This window comes from Nonomuraea solani, from assembly GCF_900108335.1.
GTDB lineage: Bacteria > Actinomycetota > Actinomycetes > Streptosporangiales > Streptosporangiaceae > Nonomuraea > Nonomuraea solani.
This window is the reverse complement of record NZ_FNVT01000006.1, coordinates 322,576-340,148: the sequence shown is the minus strand read 5'-3', so window position 1 is coordinate 340,148 and position 17,573 is coordinate 322,576. Positions and strand designations below refer to the sequence as shown.

At 69.6% G+C, this 17,573-nt stretch carries 16 protein-coding genes; 10 read left to right on the top strand and 6 right to left on the bottom strand.

What is annotated here, in order from left to right; genetic code table 11:
- Positions 1-9: 9 nt before the first annotated feature.
- From C4V41_RS24385 to C4V41_RS24365, 5 genes are all read right to left on the bottom strand, one after another.
- Positions 10-2,817, bottom strand: a complete 2,808-nt coding sequence (locus C4V41_RS24385) for a beta-L-arabinofuranosidase domain-containing protein (protein ID WP_200824189.1) — start codon at positions 2,815-2,817, stop codon at positions 10-12.
- Between the two features lie 123 nt (positions 2,818-2,940).
- Positions 2,941-4,074, bottom strand: coding sequence for an NAD(P)/FAD-dependent oxidoreductase (locus C4V41_RS24380; protein ID WP_160150377.1), 1,134 nt, complete (start codon positions 4,072-4,074; stop codon positions 2,941-2,943).
- A gap of 26 nt (positions 4,075-4,100) precedes the next feature.
- Positions 4,101-4,865 (bottom strand): amino acid ABC transporter ATP-binding protein, encoded by a 765-nt coding sequence (locus tag C4V41_RS24375; RefSeq protein WP_103958227.1) that lies wholly within the window; start codon positions 4,863-4,865, stop codon positions 4,101-4,103.
- Positions 4,862-5,698: an amino acid ABC transporter permease gene (locus tag C4V41_RS24370; RefSeq protein WP_103958226.1), complete on the bottom strand. Its 837-nt coding sequence runs from the start codon at positions 5,696-5,698 to the stop codon at positions 4,862-4,864. Before C4V41_RS24370 ends, C4V41_RS24375 begins: the two co-directional genes overlap by 4 nt.
- Positions 5,695-6,582 carry an ABC transporter substrate-binding protein gene (locus tag C4V41_RS24365; protein WP_146103766.1) on the bottom strand — a complete coding sequence of 296 codons (888 nt, stop codon included), beginning with the start codon at positions 6,580-6,582 and terminating at the stop codon, positions 5,695-5,697. Before C4V41_RS24365 ends, C4V41_RS24370 begins: the two co-directional genes overlap by 4 nt.
- A 220-nt stretch (positions 6,583-6,802) precedes the next feature.
- Here C4V41_RS24365 and C4V41_RS24360 point away from each other — a divergent pair, with 220 nt between their 5' ends.
- The 8 genes from C4V41_RS24360 to C4V41_RS24325 all read left to right on the top strand — a co-directional run bounded on the left by C4V41_RS24360 (position 6,803) and on the right by C4V41_RS24325 (position 14,914).
- Complete coding sequence (locus C4V41_RS24360) at positions 6,803-7,729, top strand: LysR family transcriptional regulator (protein ID WP_103958224.1); 927 nt, start codon at positions 6,803-6,805, stop codon at positions 7,727-7,729.
- A gap of 3 nt (positions 7,730-7,732) precedes the next feature.
- The gene (locus tag C4V41_RS24355; RefSeq protein ID WP_146103765.1) at positions 7,733-10,783 is read left to right on the top strand and encodes a BTAD domain-containing putative transcriptional regulator; all 3,051 of its coding nucleotides are present in this window, start codon (positions 7,733-7,735) and stop codon (positions 10,781-10,783) included.
- 124 nt (positions 10,784-10,907) lie between these two features.
- The gene (locus C4V41_RS24350; RefSeq protein WP_103958222.1) at positions 10,908-11,690 is read left to right on the top strand and encodes an SDR family NAD(P)-dependent oxidoreductase; all 783 of its coding nucleotides are present in this window, start codon (positions 10,908-10,910) and stop codon (positions 11,688-11,690) included.
- Positions 11,691-11,827: 137 nt separating this feature from the next.
- Positions 11,828-12,817: a hypothetical protein gene (locus C4V41_RS24345; protein ID WP_146103764.1), complete on the top strand. Its 990-nt coding sequence runs from the start codon at positions 11,828-11,830 to the stop codon at positions 12,815-12,817.
- Positions 12,818-12,903: 86 nt separating this feature from the next.
- Positions 12,904-13,314: a VOC family protein gene (locus C4V41_RS24340; RefSeq protein WP_103958397.1), complete on the top strand. Its 411-nt coding sequence runs from the start codon at positions 12,904-12,906 to the stop codon at positions 13,312-13,314.
- Positions 13,315-13,342: 28 nt separating this feature from the next.
- Positions 13,343-13,816: a helix-turn-helix transcriptional regulator gene (locus C4V41_RS24335; RefSeq protein ID WP_103958220.1), complete on the top strand. Its 474-nt coding sequence runs from the start codon at positions 13,343-13,345 to the stop codon at positions 13,814-13,816.
- Positions 13,813-14,439, top strand: coding sequence for a VOC family protein (locus C4V41_RS24330; RefSeq protein WP_103958219.1), 627 nt, complete (start codon positions 13,813-13,815; stop codon positions 14,437-14,439). The genes C4V41_RS24335 and C4V41_RS24330 overlap by 4 nt, the downstream gene beginning before the upstream one ends.
- A gap of 22 nt (positions 14,440-14,461) precedes the next feature.
- On the top strand, positions 14,462-14,914 hold the full coding sequence (locus tag C4V41_RS24325) for an iron chaperone (RefSeq protein ID WP_103958218.1): 453 nt from the start codon (positions 14,462-14,464) through the stop codon (positions 14,912-14,914).
- 27 nt (positions 14,915-14,941) lie between these two features.
- Here C4V41_RS24325 and C4V41_RS24320 read toward each other — a convergent pair whose 3' ends face one another.
- Positions 14,942-15,961 carry a TerC family protein gene (locus C4V41_RS24320; RefSeq protein WP_235030353.1) on the bottom strand — a complete coding sequence of 340 codons (1,020 nt, stop codon included), beginning with the start codon at positions 15,959-15,961 and terminating at the stop codon, positions 14,942-14,944.
- Between the two features lie 199 nt (positions 15,962-16,160).
- Here C4V41_RS24320 and C4V41_RS24315 point away from each other — a divergent pair, with 199 nt between their 5' ends.
- Positions 16,161-17,378: an SUKH-4 family immunity protein gene (locus tag C4V41_RS24315; protein ID WP_160150376.1), complete on the top strand. Its 1,218-nt coding sequence runs from the start codon at positions 16,161-16,163 to the stop codon at positions 17,376-17,378.
- A gap of 27 nt (positions 17,379-17,405) precedes the next feature.
- Positions 17,406-17,540, top strand: coding sequence for a hypothetical protein (locus C4V41_RS65370; protein WP_268808644.1), 135 nt, complete (start codon positions 17,406-17,408; stop codon positions 17,538-17,540).
- Positions 17,541-17,573 lie beyond the last annotated feature (33 nt).

Genomic DNA, 17,573 nt, shown 5'->3' with positions numbered 1-17,573 from the left:
CCCACGTCATTATGCGCGGAGTCTGGCTTTGAGCGCCGCAGCCACTACCGCGCTTTTTTCGGCGGCGGTCATCAGCCCGGCGCGGACCCATTCGTCCGCGGTGTTGCTCACCGCGGCCAGGAAGGCGCGCTGGTGCTCGAAGGGCGCCAGGGCCCAGACCGCGTCCAGGTACGTCATCGAGTCCGCCCGCGCGGAATTCGGTACGCCGGAGTCCGCCGTGCCGAAGACGATCTTCGGTTCGACGCGATGGAAATAGGCGTGGTAGCGGTCGGTGTCGCCGAGGTAAAAGGGCACCAGGGGCAGGCCGTGCGTGGTGAAGGTCATCGGGGCGGTGGACGTCATGGTCCGCGCGAGATCCCCGGCGAGCGTGAAGTCCTTGTAGAAGGAGAATTCGCGGAACGTCGTCTCGTTGCTCTTGGCGACCATCGGCACGGGGCCGTACGCGATGCTCTGGGTGGTCGGGATGTCCAGCGCCTTCTCCACCCGCAGGGAGAACGGCATCGAGATCCTGATCTGGTCGCCGCGCTGCCAGGTCCGGTCGATTGTTACGTATTCGCCGGGCTTGGCGTTGACGTGCTGGTCGCCCCCGTTGACCCGGACCGTGAAGCCCTTCTCCACCCAATAGGGCACGCGCAGTTTCACGGCCAGCCGGCCGGTGCCCTCGACGGTGAGCGTCGTCACCCCGGCCGGGTCGGTCGGATAGTTCGTGGTCTGCTTGATGGTGAAGTTCTTCTCCGGCCAGTTCAGTTCGGAGGCCAGATAGAGGTTCACGTAGAGCGCCGAGTCGTCCGCCGACCGGAAATAGATCGAGTCCTGGAACTTCGTGAGGCTTTCCAGGCCGGTTCCGCCGCAGCAGGTGCCGAGGTTGCCGTAACTCCGGGCGGCGCCGGGCCGCATCGGAATGAAGTAGGTGAGCAGCGGATCCGTGGTGCTGTCGATGTTCCGGCGCGAGGCGAGAATCTGGCCGTAGAGGGCCCGCTCGTAATACTGCATGTACTTCGGGTTCGCCGTGTGGAAGAACAGGTGCCTGCTCAGCTTCAGCATGTTGTAGACACAGCAGGTCTCGGCATTGTTGGTGCCCAGGGTGCCGACGATGACGTCGCGGGCGCCGAACAGCTCGCCGTTGTCGGTCGGTCCCGCCGTGCCGCCGTCGGTGAACGTGCGATGGGGCACGACCATGTCCCAGAAGTTCACGGTGGCGTCGAAATAGCGGCGTTCCTGGGTGCGCTCGAAAACGGACAGGTAGCCGATGAACTGGGGAATGTGCTGGTTGGCGTGCTTCCTGTTGAGCGTGTCCTCGTTGTTGACGCTGGCCGTGAGGAGCGCGGTGTTGTCGAAGCACTTGGCCGTCGTCAGATATTCCTCCTTGCCGCTGAGGGCGTGGAGGTCGGCCATCACGGTGTTCATGCCGTTGTACTCGCCCGCGATGTAGATGCCCCACATACGGTCGAGCTGCGCCCGGGGCAGTTTGCCGAGCCGGCTGTGCACCCAGTCGCCCATCTTCAGCGCGATGGCGAGCGCCTGCTCGTTGCCCGCGTACTGGTAGGCGTCGAGCAGCCCACGCATGATCATGTGGCAGGTGTAGTAGGGCGCCCAGATCGTCGGATAGGTGGTGTACTGCTCCAGCAGGATGAACTGCGTCTCGGGGTAGGCGGCCAGGAAGCCGGGGTGGCTCGGGCCGGGGCTTCCGGCGGACTCGGAGATCAGCCGGGCGTCCTTCCCATTGCCCGAGGAGTCGCCCGCGACCTCGCCGCCGTCCTCGTCGAACGCGTACCGGGCGACGTTGCCGCCGTTCGCGTCGTTCGCCAGGGCCGTGATCTCCGCCCCGGACAGCGCGCGGTCGTAGATCTGGAACTCGTCCACCGACGCCCGCAGGTACGGGTCGCCGTACCGCGACTTCCCGATCCAGTTGTCCCCGGTCGTTCCGAGGCTCGACGGCTTGAGGGTCATGGCGGTGTTCGTGCCGGCCGCCGTGCCGTTCACGTACAGGGTTCCGGTGCTTCCCGACAGGGTGACCGCCACGTGCGTCCACTCGCCGGTGGGTAACCGGCCGCTGCCGTTGATGCGCTGCTCGCCGTTGCCGCCGGTGGTGGTGATGGCGAATCTCGGCGCGGAGCCCGCGCTCACGGTCAGGAACATGTTGCTTCTCGTACCGGTGCCGAAGTCGAAGATCCGGGCCCAGGTGGTGATCGCGGCCGGGTTCAGCCACACGGCGATGGTGAAGTCGTCGAGGCCGCTCACGATGCCCGCCGGCAGTGACACGTACTGGGGGCCGTCGAGTTTCGCCGCCTTGCCGGCCCTGCCCGCCACCCTGGCGACCGGGGGCGCGGGAGGCGCGGGCTGCCCGACCCTGGCGGCCAGCGCGTCCTGGCACTCGCCGAGCGCCTTGACCATGTAGTCGACCTTGTCCTTGTAGAACGCGTCGCCGGAGCCCGCGTACGCCAGGGCCAGCGCGCTGAGGAAATGCCCGCTGTAGTGGCCGCGCAGGTTGCCCGTGGCGTCGTCCCAGCTACCGGGCGGCTGGGCGCCCAGCGTGTCCAGCCCGGCGTTGGCCCGGAAGTTGGCCAGCATGCGGTCGGCGGGATAGGCCCGCAGGAAGGTCAGTATCCGGTCGCGGTTGACGCTGAACAGGCTCGCACCCAACGTGACCTGGCTGTTCGCGAACGGCCGCACGGTCCAGGCGCCGGGCACCGGCGGGTCGTGCTGTGGTGGCGGCGCGGTCGCGGCGGCGGCGGTGCCGAGCTGGATGGAGGCGAGTGCGGACGGGGTGGCGGCCGCCAGCACCGCCAGTCGCAGAGCCTCACGCCTGGGAATCATGTTCGACATATCAACGTCCCGTCCGCCGGATGATAGCGCTAACATTCCCGGGCCGAGCGCGCCGGTCAGGCGCACTCGGTCATATTTGGGGAGTGTTGACGATCTCGACGCACCCGTCAAGGCTCAGGATGTCGTCATGAGAGTCAGGCTTTCGTCCTTCACGGAGGCCGCGATGTCGCGGGTCACGCGGTACGGCGCGAGGTCGGGGCCCTCGCCGTCGATGATCTCCTGAGCCGCGAGCCGGCCCAGCTCGGGCGCGAGGTTGACGCCGCTGTGCGAGACGAGGTGGTAGAGGCCGGGGGCGCCGGGGTGCGTGCCCGCCAGCGGCAGGCCGTCCGCCGGCACGGGCCGGACGCCGAGCCGTACGCCGGCCAGCCGGGCGGTGCGCAGCGCGGGCAGAATGCGCTGGCCACCGGCGTGCAACCGGTCCGCCAGGGCGTCGTCGCTCTGTTCGGAGAGCAGCGCGTCGACCGGCCAGGAGATGGAGCAGATCCGGTCTCCCGGGGCGGGACGCAGGTCCACCTGGGGCGTGGCCAGGATCGCGTCGAGCCGGAGACCGGGCACGGGGGTGCTCTCTCCGACCAGCCCGGGGATCTGGCTCATGGGGAGATCGCTGCCGGCCAGCGCCGCGATACGGTCGGCGTCCGGGCCGGTGCAGTTGACCACCAGGTCGGCCTCCCAGCGCCGCGCACCGGTCTCGACCCCGGCGACGGCGTCGCCGCGGCGGATCAGCGCGTGGGCGCGCAGGCCGTACCGGATGTCGGCGCCGAGCGTGGCCGCGCGGTCGAGCAGGCGCTGGACGAAGAGCGGGGCGTCGTACCACGCGCTCTGGTCGTGGACGACGAGCTCGCTCGCCGTGCACGACGCCGGATCGACGGCGGGGGCGAGTTCGCGCAGCTCGGACGGGTCGGCGAGGCGGCAGGGATGCCCCCACGACCTGAGGCGGACGGCCCGCTCGCGCAGCCCCCGCCGGCTCTCCTCGCTGTCGCCCCACTGGATGGCGGGCATGGGGTGCCGCCACGACGGGCCTTCGAGCTCGTCGGCCAGCGTGGCGTGCAGGGCGGAGCTGGCGCGGTTCAGCTCGTAGTAGGTGCGCGGGGTCTTCAGATGGGTGACGTCCATGGAAAAGGTCGCGCTGGAGGTGCCCGCGGCGGGGCCGCCGGCTTCGATGACGACGACCTGGGCCCCTGCGACGGCCAGGTGATAGGCGACGGAGGCACCGAGCACTCCGGCGCCGAGAACGATGACGCGGGACACGTGGATATCTACCCTTCGGGGCTGTTTCAGAGGACCTTGCTGAGGAATGCCCGGGTGCGCTCGTGCCGGGGCTCGCCGAGCAGGGCGGCGGGTGGCCCGGACTCCACGACGACCCCGTCGTCCATGAAGACGATGGTGTCGCACACCTCGCGGGCGAATCCCATCTCGTGGGTGACGATGATCATCGTCATGCCGTCCACGCTGACCAGGTCGCGCATGACGTCGAGGACCTCGCCCACCAGCTCGGGGTCGAGGGCCGAGGTCGGCTCGTCGAACAGCATGAGATCGGGCCGCATCGCCAGGGCGCGGGCGATGGCGACGCGCTGCTGCTGGCCGCCGGAGAGCTGGTCGGGGCGGCTGTTCGCCTTGTCGGCCAGGCCCACGCGGGTCAGCAGGGCGTGGGCGCGTTCTCGTACCTCCGCCTTGGGCTCTTTCTTGACCATGATCGGCGCCATCATGATGTTCTCCAGCGCCGTCATGTGCGGGAAGAGGTTGAAGCGCTGGAAGACCATGCCGATGTCCACCCGCTGGGCGGCGATCGCCTTGTCCGGCAGCTCGTAGACCTTCCCGTCGCGCTCCTCGTAGCCGATCAGGCGGTCGCGGAAGTAGAGGCGGCCGGCGTCGATGCGTTCGAGGTGGTTGACGCAGCGCAGGAAGGTCGACTTGCCGGACCCCGACGGGCCGATCACGGCCAGCACCTCGCCCTCCGCGACCTCCAGGTCGATGCCCTTGAGCACGTCGAGCGTCCCGTAACGCTTGTGCACGCCTTCCGCGCGGATGAGGGCCTTCATCGGCTGAACCTGCGTTCGATGTAGTGCTGTCCGGTGTTCAGGACGGTCGTGGCCACGAGGTACCAGAAACACGCCACCGTGAGCAGGGGGACCTGCTGGAAGTTCCGGGAGTAGATGCCCTGGATCGAGGTCAGCAGCTCCGGTACGGCGATGGCGAACACGAGCGAGGTGGTCTTGAGCATGGAGACCACCTGGTTGCCCGTCGGCGGGATGATGACCCGCATGGCCTGCGGCAGAATGATCTTGCGCAGGGTCTGGAAGCGGGTCAGCCCCAGGGCGTTGGCCGCCTCCGTCTGGCCGGGGTCGACGGAGGTGATGCCGGCCCGCACGATCTCGCCCATGTACGCCGCCTCGTGCAGGCCGAGCCCGAGCACCGCCGCGGTGAGCTGAGTGATGATCATGTTGGTGTCGAACGACACGAACGTCGGCCCCCACGGCACGCCGAGCCCGATCGTCGGCACCACCGCCGACAGGAAATACCAGAACAGCAACTGCACCAGCAGCGGCACACCCCGGAAGATCCAGATGTAGAACGCGCTCAGCGACGACACCACCGGGTTGGGCGACATGCGCAGCACGGCCAGCACGATGCCGCCCGCGATGCCGACGACCATGGCGAGCAGCGTGAGCAGCAGTGTGGTGCCGAGCCCGCTCAGGACCGCGGGCGAGAACAGGTATTCACCGACGACCTCCCACTGCATGCGCGGGTTGGCCAGCCATCCCTGCAGCAGGAAGATCGCCAGGAAACCGAGGACGGCCGCGCCGGCCCAGCGCCCCGGATGACGGAGCGGGACGGCCTGGATGCGCGCCTGCGCGTCCTGGCCGGTGGTCACGACTCGCCGCCGTTGATCATGGCCTTGTCGAGCGCGCCCGACTCCATCTTCCACTTGGCCAGGATCTTGGCATAGGAGCCGTTGTCCATCAGCTTCTGCAGGGCCTGCTGTACGGCCTTCGCCAGGTTCTGGTCCTCCTTGTTGACGAGGATCCCGTACGGGAGGAACCGGTACGGCTCGCCCACCTGCTTCATCCGGCCACCGGACTGGCCGGCCTGGTAGTTGACCGTGGGCGTACCGCCGATGAAGACGTTGGCCCGGCCGGTGGAGACGGCCTGCAGGCAGCCGACCGTGTCGGGGAACACCAGCACCTGGACCGCGGGCTTGCCCGCCCCCGCGCACTTCTTGTTCTGCTGCTCGGCGTCGTCGGCCTGGGCGGTGCCCTGCTCGACGGCCACGGTCTTGCCGCAGAGGTCGTCGAGCGACTTCACCGTCTGCGCGTCCTTCTCCTGCACCAGCAGCGAACTGCTGGTCTTGAAGTAGTCGACGAAGGTGACCTTCTCGCGGCGCTCCGGCTTGTCGAGCATCGCCTGGATGGCCAGGTCATAGCGGCGTGCCTGCACGCCGGCGATGAGGCTGTCGAAGCTGGCCTGGCTGAACGTCACCTCGACGCCGAGCACCTGGCCGACGCCCTTCATCAGCTCGGGTTCCAGGCCGATGACCGACTTGTTGTCGGTGTCCAGGAAGACCAGCGGCGGGTAGTTGTGACCCGCCGCGACGTTGAGCGTGCCACTCTTCTTGATCTTGTCGGGCAGAAGGTCGTGGAGCTCTTGACTCTTCTGCTGTGCCGGGGCGGCAGCCTGGGAGGTGCCACCTCCGGAACAGGCTGTCAGGGACAGGAGTCCCGCCAGGCCGAATGCGGTGGCTGCTTGGGTGAGCCGCATCGCGCAGGACACCCCCTCTCGGGCTTGGTGCTACGTTCCGTAAACACCAATATTGGGGGTCCGTTTCGATACGGCAAGGTGAGCGAGCATGCGCGTTGGTGCACAGACTGTTCATCTCTCCTTATCCTTTTCACGCTTTCACCAGCCAGCAGGGCCTGGCCGATGATCCAGATCGGTGGTGGTCTGGTGATGCTCGGTGCCCGACTGTTAAGTTGAGTCGATGCTCACCCCGGCCCAGTTGCAGGCCATCCGTGAAGTGGTCGCCACCGGTTCGCTCAGGACCGCCGCCAAGCGACTCGGCTTCACTCCGTCGGCCATCTCGCAGCAGGTCTCCTCGCTGGAGCGGACGCTGGGCGTCCAGCTCTTCGAGCGCCTGCCGCGCAGCATCCGGCCCACGGCGGCGGGGGCCGAGCTGGCCCGCAAGGCCGCCCGGCTGCTGGCCGACCTGGAGGCGGCGGAGGAGGAGATGCGCTCCTTCGCCTCCGCCCACCGGGGGCGGCTGCGGCTCGGCAGTTTCTGGTCGGCCGGATTCCGGCTGGTGCCCGCCGTCCTGGCCGAGTTCCTCCGCGACCGGCCCAACGTGGACATCCGGTACGAAGAGGGCGACCCGCACAGGACCATCCCGGCGGTGAACGAGGGGCGGCTCGACCTGGCCGTCGTCTTCGAGTACGGCATGGTGCCGCACAGCCGGCCGAAGGACCTGAACATGACGCTGATCATGGAAGAGCCGCTCTATGTGCTGGTGCCGCCCGGTCATCGGCTGGCGGCCCGCAAGCGCATCCAGTTCGGCGAACTGTCCGCCGAGCGGTGGATCTCCTACACCGAGGGGATGGACGCCTCGCTCAACCTGTCGCACATCTGCGCGGCCAGCGGCTTCGACCCCGACGTGCTGTTCCGTACCAACGACTACAACCTGCCCTTCGAGCTCGTACGCAAGGGGCTGGGGGTGGCGATCGTGCCCGAGCTGGCGATGATCGAGTCGCACGACGTGTGCGTGTTCCGGCTCGGCGACACCTCCCACATCCGCAGGGTGTTCACCGCGTGCCGCGCCACCGACCCGAACCCGCTGCTCGGCCACGCCACCAACATGCTCATCAGCGCCGCCGAAGCCCTGCACCGGCGCACGGACCTCCCCATCGCCGTATAAATCATGCGATTCGGTGTTCTGGGAGCCTTGGGCGTGTGGTCCGCCGACGGCGAGGCGATCGCCGTCGGCGGGCCGCGACTGCGGGCGCTGCTGGCGATGTTGCTGCTGCACGCGGGCCGTCCCGTGGACGTGCGACTGCTCGCCGAGGGCCTGTACGGCCCCGAGGCGCCGGGCGACGCCGCGCACGCCCTGCAGTCCCAGGTGTCCCGGCTGCGGCGCCGGCTCGGGGGCATCGAGTTCGGGGCCGCCGGATACCGGCTTGTTGTCGATCCCGGCGACATCGACGTGCACCGGTTCGAGCGGCTCGCCGGCTCGGGACGGCAGGCGCTCGCCTTGGGAGACCACGGTGGCGCCGCCCGGCTCCTGGGGGAGGCCCTCGACCTGTGGCGGGGGCCGGCGCTGGCCGACGTCATCGACGCGCCCTTCGCCGGGGAGCAGGCGGCCAGGCTGGAGGAGGCGCGGGTCGCCGTACTCGAAGACCTGGCCGAGGCGCGGCTGGCGGGCGGTGAGCACCGGGACCTGGCGGCGGAGCTGCCGCAGATCGTGGCGGCGCATCCGCTGCGGGAACGTCCGCGCGGGCAGCTCATGCGGGCCCTGTACGGGAGCGGCCGCAAGGCCGAGGCGCTCCAGGTCTTCGAAGACGCGCGCCGCACCCTGGCGGAGGAGCTCGGCGTCGATCCCTCGCCGGAGCTGGGCGGCGTGCACCTGGCCCTGCTGCGCGCCGGGCCTTCGCCCGTTGGCGTGAGAGGAGGCGTTCCGGCCCAGCTCACCAGCTTCGTGGGGCGCGACGGCGACCTCGAACGCGTCCGCGCACTGCTCGCCGAGCACCGCCTGGTCACCCTCACCGGGCCGGGCGGCGTCGGCAAGACCCGCCTGGCCATCGAGGCCGCCACACAGGCACCGGCCGAGGCCGCCGGGCAGGAGGGGGGCGGGTCCGGCCGGAGGGAGTGGGGCGAGGTCCGCTTCGTCGATCTGGCGCCGCTCGCCGACGGTGCGGCCGTGCCGCAGGCGCTGATCAACGCGCTGGGCCTGCGCGAGGCCGGGCTGGTGCCCGCGTTGTCCGGTCCGCTCGACCCCGTGGAACGCCTGGTCGCGGGGTTGGCCGAGCGGCGGGTGCTGCTCGTCCTGGACAACTGCGAGCGCGTCGTCACCGAGGTCGCCGCGCTCGTCCGCCGGTTGCTGGCGGCCTGCCCTGACCTGCGGATCCTGGTCACCAGCAGAGAGCGGCTGGGCCTCACCGGAGAGACGCTGCACCCGGTCCCACCACTGTCCCTGGACGGCGGTGGCCCGGCGGCGGTGCGGTTGTTCGCTGATCGGGCCGCTGCTGTGCGGCCTGGGTTCGTGGTCGATGACGCCAATGCCGAGACGGTGCTGCGGGTTTGCCGGGCGCTTGATGGGCTGCCGTTGGCGATCGAGCTCGCGGCCGCGCGGTTGCGGTCGTTGACGCTGGAAGAGGTCGAGGCCCGGCTGGACGACCGGTTCCGGCTGCTGTCGCGGGGGGATCGGTCGGCGGCGCCCCGGCACCGTACACTCCGCTCGGTTGTTGAGTGGAGCTGGGATCTGCTGAGCCGTCCCGAACAGGAGCTGGCCGCCCGGCTGACCGTCTTCAGCGGCGGCGCGGCGCTCCAGGCGGCCGCCCGGGTGTGCGGTCCTTCCGAGGGCGAGGCCGTCGAACTGCTCGCCGATCTCGTCGACAAGTCCCTGGTGGAGGCGGGTGCGGGACGGTACCGCATGCTGGAGACCGTTCACGAGTTCTGCGCCGAACGGCTGGACGGTGGCGAGCGGGAACAGGTGCGGGCGGCCCACGCGGCGTACTTCCTCGACCTGGCCCAGACCGCCGAGCCGCACCTGCGCGGCCCTGACCAGGTGGAATGGCTGGCCCGCCTCGACGCCGAACGCGGCAACCTGCACGCGGCCCTCCACTGGGCGGCGGCGGCCGACCCCGTGCTCGCCCTTCGCCTGCTCGCCGCCCTGTCGTGGCAGGGGCAACTACGGGGATTGCCCGGCGAGCGGATCGCGGTGGCTGCCCGGCTGCTCGGGACGATCGGCGACGAGCCGCCCGCCGGGCTCGACGAGGAGTACGTGCTGTGCCTGGCGCATGCCGCAGTCGCCGACAACACGCACGACCGGCGGCTGCGCGACCACCTGGAGCGGCTCGCCGATCGGCGGTTGCGCTACCCGTTCCTGCGGGTGCTGCGATTCATGATGAACGGCCCCAGTGGGGGTGGGGAGGTCCTTGCCGATCCGTGGTCCCGGGCGTTCGCCCTCCTGGAGTCAGGGGTTGCGAGTCTTCTCGATGGTGAGCGGGCCGCCGCCGGGCGGGCGTTCCGCGCCGCGCTGGAGGGGTTCCGCGCGACCGGAGACCGGTGGGGCATCCTCACCGCCCTGGAGCAACTGGCCGGGGTCGCGGACGAGAGGGATCTGGAGCGGTTGGCCGGGGTCGCGGATGGGATGGACCTGGGGCCGGTGATCGGGGTCGCGGATGAGACGGGGGCCGCCGCGCTGCTGGCTGAGGCCATTGACCTGGCGGGACGGCTGGGCGCGGTGGAGGACCTGACCAGGCTGCTCGTCAGCAACGCCGACAGGCTGGTCAATGCCAACGGGCTGCCCGACGCCGACGGGGTGGCTGGCGCCGACGGGTTGGCCGACGTCAGCAGGGACGTCAGCAGGGTGGCCGACGTCGGGTGGCTGATTGCCGCGCGCGCCGAGTATGAGCGGGCCGCCGAGTTCGCCCGCCGTACCGGAACGCCCGAAACCCAGGCCGGCGCCCTGCGCGGGCTCGCGGACGTCGCGCGCCTGCGTGGCGAGTTGCCGGTCGCCCGCGAGCTGTACGAGCGGGCGCTGCGCGGCTGCGGACGGGCGTCGATGGGCGCCGCGCTGACCCGCCGCCGGATCCTCATCGGACTCGGCCGGATCGCGGAGGCCGAGCGGGACACCGATGAGGCCCGCGCCCACTACCGGCAGGCCCGCGCCATCGCGCACGAATACGGAGACCGCCCAGCCGCCTCCGAGGCCACCGAGTTCCTGGCCGCGCTTGAGGTCGACGGCCGGTGAGAGTGACCACCTGGCTCGGTTGGATGCCGATGGCCGGTGAAGGGGCGGTGTGCGGGTGGTGAGTGGGTGGTGAGCGGGCTCCGTCACGCTCGTGGTCATCGCCTCACACATACGGGAGACCGAAATGACGGACCTGAAGGGCAAGACCGCGCTGGTGACCGGCGCCTCGAAGGGGATGGGCCGGGCCATCGCTCAGCGGCTGGCCGGTGACGGTGCGCTGGTGGCGGTGCACTATGGCCGTGACGCCGAGGCGGCCAAGGAGACGGTGGCCGCGATCGAGCAGGCCGGTGGTGAAGCGTTTCCGGTCCGGGCGGAATTCGGTACGGACGGCGACGTGCGGACGTTGCTCACCGGCCTGACCGCGGGCCTGCAAGGGCTGTCGCTGGACATCCTGGTCAACAACGCGGCCTGCGGAAACCAGGAAACGGTGCGGGCCGGGTCGGTCGATCGGCTGACCCCCGAGCAGTTCGACGAGGTGTTCGCGATCAACGTGAAGGCGCCCCTGTTCCTCGTCCAGGCGGCACTGCCGCTGATGGCCGACGGCGGGCGCGTCGTCAACATCTCCTCGCTCGCCACGCGGGTCGCCCTGCCGTACCAGATCGCGTACGCGATGACCAAGGGCGCCCTGGAGGTCATGAGCCGCACGCTGGCGAACGCGCTCGGCGCCCGCGGCATCACGGTGAACACGGTCAGCCCCGGCGCCACCGACACCGACGTGACCGACACCCTGCGCGACCCCGAGATCAGGACCGTCCTGACGGGGCTGACCGCGCTCGGCAGGATCGGCCGGCCGGCCGACATCGCCGACGCCGTCGCGTTCCTCGCCTCCGACGACGCCCGCTGGGTCACCGGCAACGTGATCGACGCCACCGGCGGCGCGTACCTCGGCCCCATGTGGGCCCGATAGCCGAGGATTGTGACTCCAACCGTTGGTTTGGGTGACGTATTCGGTACGGACCGAATACGGTGGCTTGCGGACTATCGGTCAAGCCCGTAAGCCACCGGGAGCTTTCTTTGCGCACCGCAGCGGCCATCCTCTCCTTCGTGCTCGCTTTCACACTCATGCCTTCCCAACCGGCCACCGCCGCGTCGCTACCGGGTGGGAAGGCCACTTATGTCGTCTCACAAGGTCATCTGAAGGCCTCCTCCCAGCAGAACTGGGTGCGCCTGGGCAGCTACCGCTTCGCCGCGAACGGCACGGTGACCGCCTCCCTCCATCTGTGGTGGCAACGTAATCCCCAGGCCAGGCAGCGCACCGGCACCGTCCCCGACACGGGCTGCACGACCAAGGCGGGCGGTGTCCAGAAGCGGCCCCGTACCTGCGAGGTCCTCACCGCCGGGGGCTACACCGGCGCTCCCGACGAGACCCGCACCGGGACGTACACCGTGTCGGGCGGCGTGCTGAGCATCCGCTGGAAGATCGCCCAGACCTGGACGGAGCAGTGGTACGTCAAGCCGTCCTCCGACGGCAAGCTGGCCCGCCTCGACCTGAAGCAGAGCTCGCTGGCCACCCACGGCTACGCCTACGGCAGCAACGCCGCGCTCGGCACCCGGCGCGCGATGAGTTCGGTGAAGGCGTTCCCCGGCTCGCTGCGGCAGGACCTGACGAGCTGGGCGAGCGGCACGATCGTCAACTCCGCCAACCAGCCGTTCGGCCACTCCGCCTTCCGCTCCTGCGCCACCAGCACCTCGTGCCTGACCTACCTGCAGCCGTCCTCGAACGGCGCCTGCCAGAAGTCCGGCGGATGCCCGAAATACGGTGGCGGGACGAAGGCCAACATCAGCTCCATCCAGTACTACCTCACGACGATCTCCAAGACCGACCGCCGCGACACCCTGTGGCACTGGTGCACCTGCCTGGCGATGGAGCGCGGTGAGTTCTGCTACACCGGCAACTCGCACGTCAAGCCGCTCATGCAGATCATCGACGACTCGGGCGCCTTCCGCGGCTGGGTCGGCGCGGAAGCCTCCTTCTCGACCGGCTCCCGGGCGACGGACATGATGGCGGTGCTCCGCATCACCGACTTCCGCTGATCGGCGCGAGGCCCCGGCCAAAACCCCACCGAACCGAGCAGGAACCGAGAAGCGCCGGTCACAGGGCCACGGCTACCGTTATGGCCATGGACATCACGATTCACACCAGCGTTCTCCCGCACGAAGACCCGGACGCATCCCTGGGCTTCTACCGCGACATCCTCGGCTTCGAGGTACGCAGCGACGTCGGGCACGGCCAGATGCGCTGGATCACGGTCGGCCCCGTCGGTCAGCCCGGCACGTCCATCCTGCTGGCGCCGCCGGCGGCCGACCCCGGGATTACCGAGGACGAGCGCCGTACCATCGCCGAGATGATGGCCAAGGGCACCTACGGCTGGATCCTGCTGGCCACCCGGAACCTCGACGACACCTTCGAGAAGGTGCAGGCCGGCAACGCCGAGGTCGTCCAGGAGCCGACCGAGCAGCCGTACGGCGTGCGCGACTGCGCCTTCCGCGACCCCGCGGGCAACCTGATCCGCATCCAGGAAGTCCGCTGAGCGGCCGGTCGTAGAAGGGAGTCCTGTCATGTGTCACCCCTCATGGGGGCACGCACGTGCCGCCGCACAGCGCCTGAGCGACCTCGCGCGGCTGCGCCGCGTCCGCGACCGGATCGACCGGGAGTACGCGGAGCCGCTGAACGTCGAGGCGCTCGCCCGCGGCGCCAACATGTCGGCCGGGCACCTCAGCCGCCAGTTCCGGCTCGCCTACGGCGAGTCGCCGTACAGCTATCTGATGACGCGGCGGATCGAGCGCGCGATGGCGCTGCTGCGCCGTGGCGATCTCAGCGTCACCGACGTCTGCTTCGCCGTCGGCTGTTCGTCGCTGGGCACGTTCAGCACCCGCTTCACCGAACTGGTCGGCATGCCGCCCAGCACGTACCAGCGCATGGTGGCGGGCGCCACGGCGGGCATGCCGTCGTGCGTCACCAAGCAGGTCGCCAGACCGGTCAGGAATCGAGAAGCGCAGGTCATAGAGCCGCAACTAACGTCTTTGTCATGACCTCCATCGCATCCGTCACCCTCGAAGTGGCCGACGTCACGGCCGCCCAGCGCTTCTACACCGCCTTCGGCCTGGACACCCAGGTGCTCCTGCGGGCCTCGGAGGCGCCGACGACCGGCTTCCGCGGGTTCTCGATGTCGCTGACGGTGTCCCAGCCGGCCGACGTCCAGGCCCTCGTCGGCGCCGCCCTCGACGCCGGCGCCACGCCGCTGAAGCCCGTCACCAAGTCGTTCTGGGGAGTCGGCGGCGTCGTCCAGGCTCCCGACGGGACGATCTGGAAGGTCGCGACGTCGGCCAAGAAGGACACCGGCCCGGCGACCGGCAAGATCGACGACATCGTGCTCCTGCTGGGGGCCGCGGACGTGGCCGCGAGCAGGCGGTTCTACGTCGAGCGCGGCCTCGCCGTGGCGAAGAGCTTCGGCCGCAAGTACGTCGAGTTCGCCACACCGTCGAGCCCCGTCAAGCTGGCTCTGTACGGCCGCCGCGCCCTCGCCAAGGACGTCGGCGTCCCCATCGAGGGCACCGGCTCGCACCGCCTCGTGCTCGGCGGCGACGCCGGGCCGTTCACCGACCCGGACGGCTTCGCCTGGGAGGCCGCGTCACTGGCCCCCACGGCAGCCTGATCTACCTGAAAGGAAAACAGCCATGAACAACTCCACCGAGAAGAACTCCACCGAGAAGTACGACGGTTTCACCGACGAGGAACGCGACGCGATGAAGGAGCGCGCCAAGGAGCTGAAGAAGACCGCGCGGCGCGGCGCCAAGGCGGACCCGGAGGCCGAGGTGCTCGAGAAGATCGCCGAGATGCCCGACGACGACCGCGTCCTCGCCGAGACGATCCACGCCATCGTCAAGGCCAGCGCGCCCGCCCTCACCTCGAAGCTCTGGTACGGGCAGCCCGCCTACGCCAAGGACGGCAAGATCGTCTGCTTCTTCCAGGGCAAGTACAAGTTCAAGGCGAGATACGCCACGCTCGGCTTCAACGACCCGGCGAACCTGGACGACGGCACCATGTGGCCGACCGCCTTCGCGCTGACGAAGCTGACCGCCGACGACGAGGCGCGGATCGGCGAGCTGCTGAAGAAGGCGGCGAGCTGAGGCCCGCCGCCCGGCACGCTCCGCTGGTCAGTTGCGCGCCTGGTCGAGAGGCTCGGCGCTCTGGCGCTCATCGCGCCGGGACTTGACCAGGCTGGCCACCGTCGTGACCGCCAGCACGGTGACGATGACGGCCAGCGAGACCCAGTTGTTGATCTCGGGGACCCAGGTGACGTGCTCGCCGCCGTTGATGAACGGCAGTTCGTTCTCGTGCAGGGCGTGCAGCACGAGCTTCACGCCGATGAAGCCGAGAATGACGGCCAGGCCGTAGGTGAGGTAGACGAGTTTCTCCACCAGGCCGCCGAGCAGGAAGTAAAGCTGTCGCAGCCCCATCAGCGCGAACGCGTTGGCCGCGAAGACCAGGTAGGCGTCCTGGGTGATGCCGAAGATGGCGGGGATCGAGTCGACGGCGAAGACCAGGTCCGCGCCGCCGATGGCGATGATGACGATGAACATCGGGGTCAGCAGGCGGCGGCCGTCCTGCTTGATGGTCAGCCGTGAGCCGTGATAGTCGTCGGTGACCGGGAACATCTTGCGCACCAGCCGTACGACGCCGCCGTTGGGGTCGTAGTCCTCTTCCTCGTTGTTGTTGAAGGCGAACTTCCACGCGGTGTAGATGAGGATGCCGCCGAAGAGCCAGAAGATCCAGCTGAAGTTCTGTACGGCCTGCGCGCCCACGCCGATGAAGATCCCGCGCATGACCAGCGCCATCATGATCCCGATGAGCAGCACCCGGTGCTGGTGGATCGCGGGCACGGCGAAGTTCGCCATGATCAGCATGAAGATGAACAGGTTGTCCACGCTCAGCGTGTACTCGGTGATGTAGCCGGTGATGTACGAGGCCGCGTGGTCATCGCCGCCGAAGATCCACACGCCCGCGCCGAAAGCGATGGCGCAGCCGATGTAGAAGGCGATCCACCGGGCCGACTCGGCGATCGTGACCTTGTGGGGTCTCCTGTTGACGATGACCAGATCGAGGAGAACGAGACCCAGCAGGGTGGCGATGGTCGCCGCCCACAGCCAGGCGGGCACAGACATGGGTGGGGGCATGAAAGCTCCTCCGACTTGGCGTTGACACGTCCGTCGGAGGTCTTCTCCGCCCGCGAATCACGCGGACCGACCGCACCGGGCCCCGAGGCGGGTCCGTGATGACGACGCGGCCGCGAAGGAGTACTCCCCTCCACTTCGCCTGTGATCGTACATACTGAACGCACCATCCGAAAACCCCCCAATGTGGAAGGGAATGCCCATGGTCGCAGGTGCGGAGGACGTCATCACCTTGGACGCCGGGCAGGCCGGCGAACTCGGACTGTCCGAAACCGACCGAGTGCTCCTCACTGAGACCGGGCTGCCGAGGGTCGCGGGCGGGCCCTTCTGGGCCGACATTCCGGACGGGCCGCTCGGGCTGTTCACCGTTCTTCCGCTGGACGGAGACAACCGGGCCCTGATCCTGGGCGGCACCGGGCCGGACGGCGACATGCTGTACTTCCTCGATGTGCGCGAGGGCGTCGTCGTGCTCCTCTCTCAGGGGGAGCGGCCCGAGTTCGAGATCGTGAACACCTCGCTGACGGCCTTCGCCGAGTTCGTCCGCCGGCTGGGCGCGTACACGCGCTCGGAGCGTCCCGCCGACGACAAGGCCCGCCTCGCGGAGATCGCCGCCGGGCTGGAGCGGCTCGACCCCGAGGCGTTCCGGCATCCGCACTGCTGGTGGGCGCTGGTGGTCGCGCACCACCGGCGGGAGGCGGCCAGGCGGGAACGGGCGCTCGCGCCCGCGCGGTCGCGGCGCGAGGCCTTCTACCGGGCCCTCGACCGCTTGGACGAGAAGGGGCGGCGGCTCGTCACGGACAAGGAGTTCGCCTCCGAGACGGGCGAATACGGCCTGCTGACCCTGCCGGACGACGTCCCGGACGCGTTCTCGGCCGACGGAGCCCTGCTCCGGGACGTGGACGTCCGCTGGCGGGGCGGCCTCGAGTCGGAGATCCAGTCGGCCTTCGCCTGGGAGGGGCTCGTGGTCCACGTCCCCGAGGACGAACCGGAGGACGACGACGAGAGCTTCGACGCCGCGATGGAGCGGCTGATGGCGGCGGCCAACGGCCCTCAGGAGCCGGGCGAGGGCATCGTGACCTGCCTGGCGGCCGCGGAGACCTCCGACCTGTGCCGGATCCTGCGGGCCTTCGAGCGCCTGGCCGCCAAGGGGTACGTCGCCGAGCCCGCCCTCTGGCCCACCACGTCGGGATGCTGGGAGCGGGTGGCCGAACGGACCGCGGACGGGGAGCCGCCGAGGGCCGTCTTCTGGAACACGCAGAGCCACGACAGCGCCTTCGACACCAAGGGCGACCTGGTCGGCGAGCTGTACCTCGGGTGGGCGGGCGACCCGGAGGAGATCGCCGCGGTCCTGGCCGGGACGGAGCTCGTGGTGAAGACGCCCGAGGACGAGGGGACGACCTTCATCCTCGCTCGCGGCTGATCCACTCGTCGGTACGGCGGGCGGCGGGTGCGCGGGCCGAGGCCGGGACGCGCGGTCAGCGTCCCGGCCGGCTACGGCGACCAGGAGCGGGCCGTGATCTACGACTTCCTGAGCCGTTCCGTCTCGATGACCTCGCTGGAGACCGGGAAAGTGCGGCGCTGAGGGTTGAGTACGGGGATACTCAGCCGCTTCGCT